Below are 12,233 nucleotides of genomic sequence, written 5' to 3'. Positions count from 1 at the left end.
TGCATGGTTGAGCGTGGAACGGACGGCCTGGACGTTACCCACCGGTAAAGCTTCTGCGGTAGGGGGTGCCGTGTAGATGTTTTGTGTGTCACATCGTCGTCACACGCCGGATTCCCACCGCGGCACAGTGCGGATCCACTGGTCGGAAGCCTAGTCGAGCCCCCCTGTGACCCGCAGGTAACCGAGGCCCCGGTGCGCCCTCCCCACGCCCGCCCGGGGCGTCCTAGAGTGATCGTCATGCGGGTCCATGTCGTCAGTGACGTCCACGGTGCCTCCGAGGCCCTCGCCAAGGCCGGCGACGGCGCCGACGCGCTGATCTGCCTGGGCGACCTGATCCTCTTCCTCGACTACGCCGACCACTCCCGGGGCATCTTCCCCGACCTCTTCGGAGTCGAGAACGCCTCCCGGATGGTGGGGCTGCGCACCGCGCTGCGCTGGGACGAGGCCCGCGCCCTCGACCGCGAACTGTGGGCCGGGCTCGGCACCGACCGGCGCACCGCCATCGAGTCCGCCGTACGCCGGCAGTACGCCGAACTGTTCGCCGCCTTCCCCACCCCCACGTACGCCACCTACGGCAACGTCGACATCCCCGCGCTCTGGCCGGAGTACGCCGGGCCCGGCACCACGGTGCTCGACGGCACCACCACCGAGATCGGCGGCCTGGTCTTCGGCTTCGTCGGCGGCGGGCTGCGCACCCCCTACCGCACCCCGTACGAGATCGACGACGAGACGTACGCCGCCAAGGTGGAGGCCCTCGGCCAGGTCGACGTGCTGTGCTCGCACATCCCGCCCGCCGTCCCCGAGCTCTGCTACGACACCGTCGCCCGCCGCCTCGAACGCGGCAGCGAGGCGCTGCTCGACGCGATCCGCCGGACGCGGCCGAAGTACGCGCTCTTCGGCCACGTCCACCAGCCGCTCGTGCGGCGGATGCGCCTGGGGACGACCGAATGCGTCAACGTCGGCCACTTCAACTCCACCCGAACGCCGTGGGCGCTGCGGTGGTGAGCGCCCCGGCGGTCTCCGGGCGCGCGACCAAGCGGTAGCCTTCACCAGCAGACATACGACAGCAGTACGACGCGACGTCCCGGAGGGGCCACGGCGATGGCGGAACACACCAGGTCGAGCATCACGATCGACGCGGCCCCGGCCGATGTCATGGGCGTCATCGCGGACTTCGCCCGGTACCCGGAGTGGACCGGCGAGGTGAAGGAGGCCGAGATCCTCTCCGCCGGCGGCGACGGCCGTGCCGAGCAGGTCAGGCTCCTCCTGGACGCGGGCGCGATCAAGGACGACCACACCCTCGCCTACACCTGGGCCGGCGACAGCGAGGTCCGCTGGACCCTGGTCAAGTCCCAGATGCTGCGCACCCTCGACGGTGCCTACGTCCTGGTCCCGCTGGAGGACGGCAAGCGCACCGAGGTCACCTACCAGCTGACCGTCGACGTCAAGATCCCGATGCTCGGCATGATCAAGCGCAAGGCCGAGAAGGTCATCATCGACCGCGCCCTCGCCGGCCTGAAGAAGCGCGTCGAGTCCCAGGGCTGACGGGGCTGACGTGCGGACGCTGCTGGTCACCGGCACGGGCGGCGCCGGGCGCACGACGGTCGCCGCCGCCACGGCCGTGGCCGCGAGCTCGCCCGGGCGGCGCGTGCTGCTGCTCTCCGCCGACCGCGACGCCTCCCTGGACAGGGTGCTGGGCCCGGCGCCCGCCCCGGCCCGGGACGGCGGTGCGCGGCCGGACGGTGCGGCCTCCCCGCCCATCGCCCCGGTCCCGTCCGTACCGGGCCTGTGGGCCGCCCGCGTCGACGCGGCCGCCGCCTTCCGGGCCGACGCCGACGCCGTACAGCAACGCCTGGGCTCCCTGCTCGACCTGCTCGGCGCGGCCCCGCTGGACCCCGAGGAACTCACCGAACTCCCCGGCGCCGACGCCTTCGCGCTGCTGCGCGCCCTGCGGGACACCGCCGGCGGCTGGGACCTCGTCGTCGTCGACCTCCCGCCGGTCCACGACGCCCTCGCCGCGCTCGCGCTGCCCGAGCAACTGCGCCGCTACATCGCCCGGCTGATCCCCCGGGAACGGCAGGCCGCCCGCGCCCTGCGCCCCGTCCTCGCCCAGCTCGCCGGCGTGCCCGCGCCCGGTGCCTGGGCCTACGAGGCCGCCGCCCGCGCCGACCGGGAACTGGCCACCGCCCAGGCCGTGATCGAGGACGCCGCCACGACCGTCCGGCTGGTCGTGGCCCCCGGCACGTACGCCGCCGACGCCGTGCGCCGGGCCCGCGCCGGACTGGCCCTGTACGGTCACCGCCTCGAGGCCGTGGTCGCCAACCGGCTGCTGCCCGACGGTTCCCCCGACCCCTGGCTGGCCGAACTGGCGGGCCACCGCCGCAAGGAAGTGCGGGCCCTGCGCGCGGAACTCGCCGGCACCCCCACCGCGCTGCACGAACTGCCCCACCTCGGACGCGAACCCCGCGGCCCCGAGGACCTCGCCCGGCTCGCCGCCGAGCCGCCCGCCGACGCGCCCGAGGGGCCCGCCGCGCCGCCGTGGACCACCGAGGACCGCCTCGCCTCCGAGGGCCACTTCCTGTGGCGGCTGCCGCTGCCCGGCGCGACACGCGACACCGTCGACCTCGTACGGCGCGGCGACGAACTCGTCGTCGACGCCGAGGGATACCGCCGTATCCTCCCGCTGCCCTCCGCGCTGCGCCGCTGCAGCGTGGCCGGTGCGGCGCTCCGCGACGGCGCGCTGCAGGTCCGGTTCGCACCGGATCCCGGTCTTTGGCCCCGCTGAGCGCTGAAAGCGCCGCCTCCGTTCGGGTAACGTCGTGGGTACGAAGCCGGAGCCTTACGGAGCCACCATGAGCGAATCCACGGACCGCGCGGGCCGCCCCGAGACCGATTCCGACGCCTGGGCCAAGGCGAGCGCGGAAGACATCGCCGCCGAGAACGCCCGTCGGCGGCAGCAGAGCGGCCAGACCCCCGGCAGCGCCGGCGAGGAGCTGCGGCGCCTCGCGGAAGCCGTCACCGACCGGTTGTCCATGCTCCGCGGCCCCGCCGCGGAGATGGCCGCCCAGGGACTGATCTCCCAGGTCAAGCAGGCCGTCGAACCCATCGTCGAGCGCAACCCGGAGGTCTTCGACCACCTCGCCGCCGCAGGCGCCGAACTCCTGGCCGCCTACCGCGCCGCGGTGAGCGGGCAGGAACGCCGCTGGACCTCCGGCGGGGACACCCCGCCGAGCGAACGCATCGACCTCGACTGAACGGCGCGACACGGACCCGGCACGGAACATCGGGCCCGAACAGGGCGCAGGTCGCCCTCCGGTACGGTTGGACGCAGCGGGGCTCGACCGAATACTGAGGGATACATGGGACTCACCATCGGCGTCGACATCGGCGGCACGAAGATCGCGGCCGGCGTGGTCGACGAGGAAGGCGCGATTCTCGAGATCGTCAAGGTGCCGACCCCGCAGACCTCCGAGGGCGTCGTCGACGCCATCGCGACAGCGGTGCACGACGTCAGCGCCAACCACACGGTCGAGGCCGTCGGCATCGGTGCCGCCGGCTACGTCGACGACAAGCGCGCCACCGTGCTCTTCGCGCCCAACATCCGGTGGCGCCACGAGCCGCTGAAGGACAAGGTCGAGCAACGCGTCGGCCTGCCCGTCGTCGTCGAGAACGACGCCAACGCCGCTGCCTGGGGCGAGTACCGCTTCGGCGCGGGCCAGGGCCACGACGACGTCATCTGCATCACCCTGGGCACCGGGCTCGGCGGCGGCATCATCATCGGCAACAAGCTGCGCCGCGGCCGCTTCGGCGTGGCAGGCGAGTTCGGCCACATCCGCATGGTGCCGGACGGTCTGCTGTGCGGCTGCGGCAGCCAGGGCTGCTGGGAGCAGTACGCCTCCGGCCGGGCGCTGGTGCGCTACGCCAAGCAGCGGGCCGTCGCCCAGCCGGAGAACGCCGCGCTGCTGCTGGCGCTCGGCGACGGGACGCCCGAGGGCATCCAGGGCCAGCACATCAGCCGGGCCGCGCGCGACGGGGACAAGGTCGCCGTCGACTCCTTCCGCGAGCTGGCCCGCTGGGCCGGCGCCGGTCTGGCCGACCTGGCCTCGCTCTTCGACCCCTCCGCCTTCATCGTCGGCGGCGGCGTCTCGGACGAGGGCGAACTCGTCCTGGAGCCCATCCGGAAGTCCTTCCGCCGCTGGCTGGTGGGCGGTCAGTACCGGCCGCACGCCCAGGTCCTCGCCGCGCAGCTCGGCGGCAAGGCCGGCCTCGTCGGTGCGGCCGACCTCGCCCGCCAGGGCTAGCCCCGGCGGTCACCGCACGGCATCCGGTGCCCCCGTCGCTCCCACCCGGGAGCAACGGGGGCACCCGCCTTTCCGGGCGGCGCGGGGTGCGCCGCCGCGCGTGCGCCGCCGCGCGGTGCCCGCGGCGGCCTCGCTCTGCGGGGGTCTCGGTCTCCGCCGAACTCCTCCTGCGCCGAGGCCGAGGTGGCGATCCCGCGGACCTCCGACGGCGCCGTCGCGGCCGTCGTGGCAGCGGTGCACGACGTCAGCGCCCACCACACGCACGCCGGTTCCGTCGCCGGGACCGGGCGCACGCGCAGCCCGTGCCCGTCCGGCCGTCCGGCCGTCGCGGGCGACCGGGGCGCCGCTACAGTGAGCCCGTGAGCGAGGGCCCGCTGCCGGAGTTGCCGGCGTCCCGTACGGAGCCGGACGGCTCCGCCGTCGTCCGCGTGCTGAGCTACAACATCCGCTCGATGCGGGACGACCCCGCCGCGCTCGCCCGGGTGATCCGCGCCTGCGACCCCGACCTGGCGCTGATCCAGGAGGCCCCGCGCTTCTTCCGCTGGCGCAAGGCCGTCGCCCGCCTCGCCCGCGCCTCGGGCCTGGTCCCCGTCACCGGCGGGGCCACCGCCACCGGCCCCCTCGTGCTGTCCTCGCTGCGGGTGCACGTGGAACGCGCCGAGGACGTCCTGCTGCCCCGCACCCCCGGCCTGCACCGGCGCGGCTTCGCCACCGCCGTCGTGCGCGTCGGCGGCGTCCGGCTGTCCGTCGTCAGCTGCCACCTCTCGCTCCAGGCCCGCGAACGCTACGACCAGGGCGGCATGCTGCTGGACCGGCTCGCCGCGATGGGTGAGCCGTACGCGGTCGTCGGCGGCGACCTCAACGACCACCCCCACGGCCGGACCTTCCGCCGGCTCGCCGACGACCTGCAGGACGCCTGGGCGGTCCGGCCCTGGGGCGGCGAGTACACCTCCACCCCCGAGGACCCGCACCAGCGGATCGACGCGATCCTCACGACCCCGGGCATCGAGGTCCTCGGCTGCGGCGTCCCGCACGGCCTGCCCGGCGTCACCCCGCACGACCTGAGGACGGCCACGGACCACCTCCCGGTCCTGGCCGCCCTCAGGGTGCCCGCGTCCGCCTGACCGACGCGACGGACCGTTCGATCCTCGCCGTATCGCGCCGGGTTCCACACCCCGGGGAGCCCTCCGTCAGACGACGGCGCCGCCTCCCGGCAGGTCGTCGTCCTCGTCGCCGCCCGGGCGCATGCGCGTCACCAGGGTGGCGAAGCCGCCGAGGAAGCCGCCGACGCCGACGGTGAGCGCCCACCACGGCATCGGCTCCTGGAAGAGGACGAAGCCGAAGATCAGCAGCGGCCCGCCGACGGCGGCCAGCCACGCGAACTTCGTCGTCACGTCCGCCTCGGGGAGCGGCGGGGGCTCCGGCGGCTCGTAGTGGCCCTCGTCCGGTTCCTCGTCGAGTTCGTAGTCACGGGGGCCGGACAGCACGGGGTGCAGGACGATCCGCGTCGCCTCCGGCTTCGGGGGCAGCGCGGACGGGTCCGTCGCGGCCTCGCTCGCGTCCCGCTCGCCGTCGCCGTCCCGCTCGGTCGCCGGGACGTCCTCGGCCGCGGGCCAGGAACCCGTCCCGGGCTCGGGGTCCTTGCCGTACGCCGCGACGAGCTCGGCCCACGCCGACTCCTCGTCCAGCGGCGCCCGCTCGGACTCCCCTTCCAGCGGCGCGCGCTCCGGCTCCTCGCCCTCCGGCACGTGCCGACGCTCCTCCTCGGGCTCAGCCACTGGCCGCGTCCTCCTTCTGCGCCTGCTCTCCCGCACCCGAGAGCCGCTCCACGAAGGCGTACGACTGCTCGAAGACCGTCTCCGCGTCGTGGTCCAGCGTCGCGACGTGGTAACTGCGCTCCAGGACCGTCTCCGTGACGTCCGTCGACGACACCCGGCCCAGCACGACCGCCGAGTTCGACGGGTGCACCACGTGGTCGACGCGGCTGTGCAGCAGCAGGAGCGGCTGCGTCACCTGCGGCAGTTCGTGCCGCACCAGCGTCCAGAAGCGGCTCAGCGAGTGCACCGCCCGCAGTGGGGTGCGGTCGTAGCCGACCTCCTTCGAGCCCTCCTTGGCGATGTCGCTGGCGATGCCCGGCACGGAGGGGACGAAGTGGCGCAGCAGGGGGACGACCTTCAGCTGGTGGCTGTCGGCCTTGACCGAGGGGTTGACCAGGGCGACACCGCTGACCGCGGCGCCGTGCTGCGCGGCCAGCCGCAGGGTCAGGGCCCCGCCCATCGACATTCCGAAGACAAACACGCGGTCACAGCGCTCGGACAGCGCGCGGAATTCCCGGTCCACCTCCGCGTACCAGTCCTCCCAGCCGGTCAGCTGCATGTCCTGCCAGCGCGTGCCGTGTCCCGGCAGCAGCGGTACGGACACGGTCAGGCCCCGCTCCGCGAGGTACTCGGCCCACGGCCGCATGGACTGCGGCGTGCCGGTGAAACCGTGGCACAACAGGACACCGACCTCACCGCCGTCGTGGCGGTAGGGCTCGGCTCCGGGCATCAGCGGCACCGTACGTCTCCTGTTCGGTGGAATGCGCGAAAAGCGATATCTCACAGTACGCGGACGGCCGACACCGGGGGAGAGCACCGGCGGATCTGGCGTTAAGGTCTTCCCGTCAGACACAGGAGGTCATCGGTTGTTGTACGGCGTGATGAAGATCGCCATCGGCCATCCCCTGCGAGCCGCGTTCCGGCCGTGGGTGGAGGGCCTCGAGCACATCCCCAAGCAGGGACCGGCGATCCTGGCGAGCAACCACCTGTCCTTCTCGGACTCCTTCTTCCTGCCCGCCGTGCTCGACCGCAAGGTCACCTTCATCGCCAAGGCCGAGTACTTCACCACGCCCGGCATCAAGGGCAAGCTGACGGCCGCCTTCTTCAAGGGCGTCGGCCAGCTCCCCGTGGACCGCTCCGGCGGGCGCGGCGCCGGCGAGGCCGCGATCAACAGCGGGATAAAGGTCATCGAGGCGGGCGAGCTCTTCGGCATCTACCCCGAGGGCACCCGCTCGCCGGACGGCCGCCTCTACCGCGGCAAGCCCGGCGGTCTGGCCCGCATCGCGCTCGCCACCGGCGCGCCCGTGATCCCGGTCGCCATGATCGACACGGAGAAGATCCAGCCGCCCGGTCAGGTCATGCCCAAGCTGATGCGCCCCGGCATCCGGATCGGCAAGCCGCTGGACTTCAGCCGCTACACGGGCATGGAGCACGACCGCTTCATCCTGCGCTCGGTCACCGACGAGGTGATGTACGAGATCATGAAGCTCTCCGGCCAGGAGTACGTGGACATCTACGCCACCGCCGCCAAGCGGCAGATCGCCGAGGCGGCGAAGAAGCAGCAACAGCACGGCGGGTCCTAGCCGGACGCGCCCGGGGGAACGGGGGGACGGCCGATGGCCGGGGACAGGACCGGCGCGAGCGGGCGGAGAACCGGCGGGCCGGCCGCCGCACGCCCCGCACGCGTCACCCGCATGTCCGTCGAGCAGCCGCTGTGGCGCGCCCTCTCCGGCTACCGGCTGCTGACCGCCGCGTACGCCGTCGGGCTCTACGCCGCCGCCTACGACGAGCACGAGCACCCCCTGGCGGGCGCCGCCTACATGGCGGTGCTCGCCGTGTGGACGCTGGTCACCGTCGGCAAGGTGAGCTCGCCCCGGCGCTGCACCCGGCCCTTCCTCGTCGCCGACCTCGGCGTCGCGCTCACCGGCATCCTCGTCACCCCGCTCGTCGAGTCGCACCAGCGCATCCTCGACGGCGGCCCCACCCTGCCGTCGATCTGGACCGCGGGCTCCGTGCTCGCCTTCGCCATCAAGGGCGGCTGGCGCTGGGCCGCCGCCGCCTCCTGCCTCGTCGGCGGCGCCAACATCGTCGAGCGCGGCGCCCCGGCCCGCGACACCCTCCACAACGTGCTGCTGGTCGCCATCGCCAGCATCGCCATCGGCTACGTCGTCGAGGTCGCCCGCGCCAGCGAGCGCACCCTCGCCCGCGCCCTGCAGATCGAGGCCGCCACCCGCGAGCGGGAGCGGCTGGCCCGGGACATCCACGACAACGTGCTGCAGGTGCTCGCCATGGTGCAGCGCCGCGGTGCCGAGATCGGCGGCGAGGCCGAGGCCCTGGGGCGGATGGCGGGGGAGCAGGAGGCCGCCCTGCGCACCCTGGTCACCGACGGCGCCGCCGCGCTGCCGTCCCCCCGCGACGGCACCGGCGCCGGCCCCGGGGGCGACCCGGAACAGGACCCGGACGCGCCCCGCGACCTGCGCGTGCTGCTCGCCCCGTACGGCAGCGCCCGGGTCACCGTCTCCGCCCCCGGTACCCCCGTGCTCGTCCCGGCGCGCGCCGCCCGCGAACTCGCCGCCGCCGTGGGGGCCGCCCTGGAGAACGTCCGCCGGCACGCGGGGGAGGACGCCCACGCCTGGATCCTGGTCGAGGACGAACCCGGGGCCGTGCTGGTCAGCGTCCGCGACGACGGCCCCGGCATCCCCGAGGGCCGGCTCGCCGCCGCCGAGTCCGAGGGCAGGCTCGGGGTCGCCCAGTCCATCCGCGGCAGGCTCCGGGACCTCGGCGGCACGGCGGAACTGGTGTCGGTGCCCGGGCAGGGGACAGAAGTCGAGTTGAGGCTCGCGAAGTGAGGGAGGAGATTGGGGTCATGGCCGTGAAGGTGATGGTGGTCGACGACCACCCCATGTGGCGGGACGCGGTCGCCCGCGACCTCACCGAGGCCGGGTACGTGGTGGTCGCCACCGCCGGCGACGGTCCGGAGGCGGTGCGGCGCGCCAAGGCGGCCATGCCCGAGGTACTCGTCCTCGACCTCAACCTGCCCGGACTGTCCGGCGTCCAGGTCTGCAAGGACGTGATCGCCGACAACCCCGCCCTGCGGGTGCTGGTGCTCTCCGCGAGCGGCGAGCACGCGGACGTCCTGGAGGCCGTGAAGTCCGGCGCCACCGGCTACCTGCTGAAGTCCGCCGGCCGCCAGGAACTCCTCGACGCCGTCCGCCGCACCGCCGTCGGCGACCCCGTCTTCACCCCCGGCCTCGCCGGCCTCGTCCTCGGGGAGTACCGCCGCCTCGCCTCCGACCCCGCCCCCGCCGCGGCCGACACCCCCGAGGCACCCCGCCTCACCGACCGCGAGACCGAGGTCCTGCGGCTCGTCGCCAAGGGGCTCAGCTACAAGCAGATCGCCGAGCGGCTGGTCATCTCCCACCGCACGGTCCAGAACCACGTCCAGAACACCCTGGGCAAGCTCCAGCTCCACAACCGCGTCGAACTCGTCCGCTACGCCATCGAACGCGGACTGGACGAGGAGTAGCCCCGCCACCTGCTCGGGGGCGCTCGCACCCACGCCGCACGCCGCCCGGAAGGGTGAAATCGGCGGGCCAACATCCCCGTGGCGCAAAGGATTTCATCGAACGGCCCATCCCACCTGTGACGCCGGTCACGCTAGCGTCGTGGGCGCAGGCAAAAGGTGCGAACGGGAAGGGATGGATCATGCGAGTTGGCGTGCTGACCGGCGGCGGAGACTGCCCCGGGCTCAACGCGGTCATCCGTGCCATCGTGCGCAAGGGTGTCCAGGAGTACGGATACGAGTTCACCGGTTTCAGGGACGGGTGGCACGGCCCCCTCGAGGGCGACACCGTGCCGCTGGACATCCCCGCAGTGCGCGGCATCCTCCCGCGCGGCGGCACGATCCTCGGCTCGTCCCGCACGAACCCGCTCAAGGTGGAGAACGGCGTGCGTCGCGTCAAGGACAACCTCGCCAAGTACGAGGTCGACGCCCTCGTCGCGATCGGCGGCGAGGACACCCTCGGCGTCGCCACCGCCCTGTCGGACGAGTACGGCGTCCCCTGCGTCGGCGTGCCCAAGACCATCGACAACGACCTGGCGGCCACCGACTACACCTTCGGTTTCGACACCGCCGTCAACATCGCCACCGAGGCGATCGACCGCCTCCACACCACCGCCGAGTCGCACATGCGCGTCCTCGTCGTCGAGGTGATGGGCCGCCACGCCGGCTGGATCGCCCTGCACTCCGGCCTCGCCGGCGGTGCCAACGCCATCCTCATCCCCGAGCAGCGCTTCGACCTCGACCAGGTCTGCGCCTGGGTGGAGAGCCGCTTCAAGATCCGCTACGCGCCCATCGTCGTGGTCGCCGAGGGCGCCATGCCGAAGGACGGGGACATGGTGCTCAAGGACCAGACCCTCGACTCCTTCGGCCACGTGAGGCTCTCCGGCGTCGGCGAATGGCTCGCCAAGGAGATCGAGCGGCGCACCGGCAAGGAGGCCCGCACCACCGTGCTCGGCCACGTCCAGCGCGGCGGCACCCCCAGCGCCTTCGACCGCTGGCTCGCCACCCGCTTCGGCCTGCACGCCATCGACGCGGTCCGCGACCAGGACTGGGGCAAGATGGTCGCCCTGCGCGGCACGGACATCGTCCGCGTCCCGCTCCGCGACGCGACGACCCAGCTCAAGACGGTCGATCCGCGGCTCTACACCGAGGCCGGCGTCTTCTTCGGGTAGCCCCTGCGCCACCTCGGCGACCTCTGCGCTTCTCCCGCTTGCCATGGGCGATCACGCGGCCGTACATTCCCTCCACCCGGCTTGTCCGGCCGCTTCGTCTATCCCCCTTGAGCACATGAGGAGCGCCCGGCATGACGGGTGTACTGGCGGTCGCAGGCGGCACCGCATCCGGCAAGTCCACCCTTGCCGAGGCCCTGTCGCTGCAGTGTCCCGAGAGCATCGCACTGGTCCATCTGGACGACTACTACGTGCCCGCGCACGACCCCCTGCGGGGCGTGTGGACGGTCAGCGCCGGCGGGCACGCCATCCTCGACTGGAACCATCCCGGCTCCATCGACGAGGCCGCCGTCAGCGCCGCGATCGACATGGCGCTGGCGCGGCCCGGCGTCCGCCTGGTGGTGGTCGAGGGACTCTTCGCCCTGACCCTGCCGTCGGTACGGGAACGTGCCGACTGGCGGGTGTACGTGGACGCCCCCGACGACGTCCGGCTGGCCCGCAAGATCCTGCGCAAGATCGAGGTGCAGCGGCAGGACCCGAGGCTGTCCCTGCTGAACTACCTGCAGAGCGGCCGGGACCGGCACGTCGCCCACGTCGCGCCCTCCCGGGCGGCGGCCGACCTGGTGGTGGACGGCACGCACGAGGGCCCCGAGATGCTGGCCGCGGTGCTGGGCCTCGTCGGTCCGCTCCTGTCGGCCGTCCCCGAGCCCCTGCCCGATCCGCTCCCCGCCACCCGCCCCCGCCGTGCCCGCGCGGTCACCCCGCGGACGCACCCCTTCCCCGCGGCGGCGGTCTGACGGCCCCAGGTGCCACGATGGTGCGGTCCATCGCTCGGTGCGCCCTCAGGTGGCGAGGACGTGGACGTGCGCCCGGTCGTCCTCGTACTGCACCGTTGCCTCCAGGTGGCCCCACAGCCGCCTGCTCGCGGGCGCGTCCGGACGGACGCGGAAGCAGGCGTCGGCGGCGCACCCGCTCTCCCGTTGCAGCCGGGGGAAGGCGTCGAGCAGACGTTCCTCGGCGCCTTCGCGTGGAATGCGGAAGTCGATCTCGTGGTCCTGGTCGCTGAAGCTGCCGGTGGCGGTGCAGGCGACGTCGGTGGCCCCGGCGGGGATGGTCCCGCCGGAGTACCGCTCGACCCGCGCGCAGTCCTCGTGAAGCGGCCCCGCGGCGTACCAGATCAAGCCGATGAACTGGAGGTAGGTGACGGCGACCGAGAAGAGCAGGAGCAGGGGTGTCGCCGCCGCGACCGACACCCAGTCGGTGCGGGACCCGACGGGCTTGCGGGGGCTCCAAGTACTGGTCAACTGCCGTACCCACCCTATGGTTCGGTGCTTGCCAAGATCGGTCGGTGGGTAGTGTGCCAACATTCTTGAACGTGTTCAAC

Annotated in this window: 14 protein-coding genes; 11 read left to right on the top strand and 3 right to left on the bottom strand. The window is 73.3% G+C overall.

Annotation, left to right across the window (positions count from 1 at the left end; translation table 11 throughout):
• Positions 1-237: 237 nt before the first annotated feature.
• The 6 genes from ABZ479_RS03085 to ABZ479_RS03060 all read left to right on the top strand — a co-directional run bounded on the left by ABZ479_RS03085 (position 238) and on the right by ABZ479_RS03060 (position 5,425).
• On the top strand, positions 238-1,005 hold the full coding sequence (locus ABZ479_RS03085; RefSeq protein WP_500459555.1) for a metallophosphoesterase family protein: 768 nt from the start codon (positions 238-240) through the stop codon (positions 1,003-1,005).
• A gap of 96 nt (positions 1,006-1,101) precedes the next feature.
• Entirely contained in the window at positions 1,102-1,545 is a 444-nt protein-coding gene (locus ABZ479_RS03080; RefSeq protein WP_499607665.1) for an SRPBCC family protein, read from the top strand.
• A gap of 10 nt (positions 1,546-1,555) precedes the next feature.
• Complete coding sequence (locus ABZ479_RS03075; RefSeq protein WP_500459554.1) at positions 1,556-2,785, top strand: ArsA family ATPase; 1,230 nt, start codon at positions 1,556-1,558, stop codon at positions 2,783-2,785.
• Between the two features lie 67 nt (positions 2,786-2,852).
• Positions 2,853-3,254: a DUF5304 family protein gene (locus tag ABZ479_RS03070; protein ID WP_499607671.1), complete on the top strand. Its 402-nt coding sequence runs from the start codon at positions 2,853-2,855 to the stop codon at positions 3,252-3,254.
• Positions 3,255-3,359: 105 nt separating this feature from the next.
• Complete coding sequence (locus ABZ479_RS03065; RefSeq protein WP_500459553.1) at positions 3,360-4,301, top strand: ROK family glucokinase; 942 nt, start codon at positions 3,360-3,362, stop codon at positions 4,299-4,301.
• A gap of 359 nt (positions 4,302-4,660) precedes the next feature.
• On the top strand, positions 4,661-5,425 hold the full coding sequence (locus ABZ479_RS03060) for an endonuclease/exonuclease/phosphatase family protein (protein ID WP_500459552.1): 765 nt from the start codon (positions 4,661-4,663) through the stop codon (positions 5,423-5,425).
• A gap of 66 nt (positions 5,426-5,491) precedes the next feature.
• Here the strand turns inward: ABZ479_RS03060 and ABZ479_RS03055 are convergent, their stop codons facing one another.
• Together ABZ479_RS03055 and ABZ479_RS03050 are read right to left on the bottom strand one after the other, a co-directional pair.
• Positions 5,492-6,079 (bottom strand): hypothetical protein, encoded by a 588-nt coding sequence (locus ABZ479_RS03055; protein WP_500459551.1) that lies wholly within the window; start codon positions 6,077-6,079, stop codon positions 5,492-5,494.
• On the bottom strand, positions 6,072-6,857 hold the full coding sequence (locus tag ABZ479_RS03050) for an alpha/beta hydrolase (RefSeq protein ID WP_500459550.1): 786 nt from the start codon (positions 6,855-6,857) through the stop codon (positions 6,072-6,074). Before ABZ479_RS03050 ends, ABZ479_RS03055 begins: the two co-directional genes overlap by 8 nt.
• A 130-nt stretch (positions 6,858-6,987) precedes the next feature.
• Here ABZ479_RS03050 and ABZ479_RS03045 point away from each other — a divergent pair, with 130 nt between their 5' ends.
• The 5 genes from ABZ479_RS03045 (at position 6,988) to ABZ479_RS03025 (ending at position 11,646) form a co-directional block, all read left to right on the top strand.
• Positions 6,988-7,701, top strand: coding sequence for a lysophospholipid acyltransferase family protein (locus tag ABZ479_RS03045; protein ID WP_499607979.1), 714 nt, complete (start codon positions 6,988-6,990; stop codon positions 7,699-7,701).
• Positions 7,702-7,812: 111 nt separating this feature from the next.
• Complete coding sequence (gene macS, locus ABZ479_RS03040; RefSeq protein WP_500459549.1) at positions 7,813-8,967, top strand: MacS family sensor histidine kinase; 1,155 nt, start codon at positions 7,813-7,815, stop codon at positions 8,965-8,967.
• Between the two features lie 17 nt (positions 8,968-8,984).
• Positions 8,985-9,644 carry a response regulator gene (locus tag ABZ479_RS03035; protein ID WP_500459548.1) on the top strand — a complete coding sequence of 220 codons (660 nt, stop codon included), beginning with the start codon at positions 8,985-8,987 and terminating at the stop codon, positions 9,642-9,644.
• A 179-nt stretch (positions 9,645-9,823) separates the two neighbouring features.
• Positions 9,824-10,852, top strand: a complete 1,029-nt coding sequence (locus ABZ479_RS03030) for a 6-phosphofructokinase (RefSeq protein WP_500459547.1) — start codon at positions 9,824-9,826, stop codon at positions 10,850-10,852.
• Positions 10,853-10,983: 131 nt separating this feature from the next.
• A complete protein-coding gene (locus tag ABZ479_RS03025; RefSeq protein WP_500459546.1) occupies positions 10,984-11,646 on the top strand; it encodes a uridine kinase family protein in 663 nt (220 codons plus the stop codon).
• Positions 11,647-11,691: 45 nt separating this feature from the next.
• Here the strand turns inward: ABZ479_RS03025 and ABZ479_RS03020 are convergent, their stop codons facing one another.
• Complete coding sequence (locus ABZ479_RS03020; RefSeq protein WP_500459545.1) at positions 11,692-12,153, bottom strand: hypothetical protein; 462 nt, start codon at positions 12,151-12,153, stop codon at positions 11,692-11,694.
• Positions 12,154-12,233 lie beyond the last annotated feature (80 nt).

The organism is Streptomyces sp. NPDC005722, from assembly GCF_040630935.1.
Taxonomy (GTDB): Bacteria; Actinomycetota; Actinomycetes; order Streptomycetales; family Streptomycetaceae; genus Actinacidiphila.
Note: the sequence above shows the minus strand (reverse complement) of the source record. Positions and strands in the feature narration are given on the sequence as shown.

Coding starts and splice junctions, on each gene's coding strand:
- macS (WP_500459549.1), top strand. CDS start 7,813: ATGTCCGTCGAGCAGCCGCTGTGGCGCGCCCTCTCCGGCTACCGGCTG.
- ABZ479_RS03035 (WP_500459548.1), top strand. CDS start 8,985: ATGGCCGTGAAGGTGATGGTGGTCGACGACCACCCCATGTGGCGGGAC.
- ABZ479_RS03070 (WP_499607671.1), top strand. CDS start 2,853: ATGAGCGAATCCACGGACCGCGCGGGCCGCCCCGAGACCGATTCCGAC.
- ABZ479_RS03025 (WP_500459546.1), top strand. CDS start 10,984: ATGACGGGTGTACTGGCGGTCGCAGGCGGCACCGCATCCGGCAAGTCC.
- ABZ479_RS03080 (WP_499607665.1), top strand. CDS start 1,102: ATGGCGGAACACACCAGGTCGAGCATCACGATCGACGCGGCCCCGGCC.
- ABZ479_RS03065 (WP_500459553.1), top strand. CDS start 3,360: ATGGGACTCACCATCGGCGTCGACATCGGCGGCACGAAGATCGCGGCC.
- ABZ479_RS03085 (WP_500459555.1), top strand. CDS start 238: ATGCGGGTCCATGTCGTCAGTGACGTCCACGGTGCCTCCGAGGCCCTC.
- ABZ479_RS03030 (WP_500459547.1), top strand. CDS start 9,824: ATGCGAGTTGGCGTGCTGACCGGCGGCGGAGACTGCCCCGGGCTCAAC.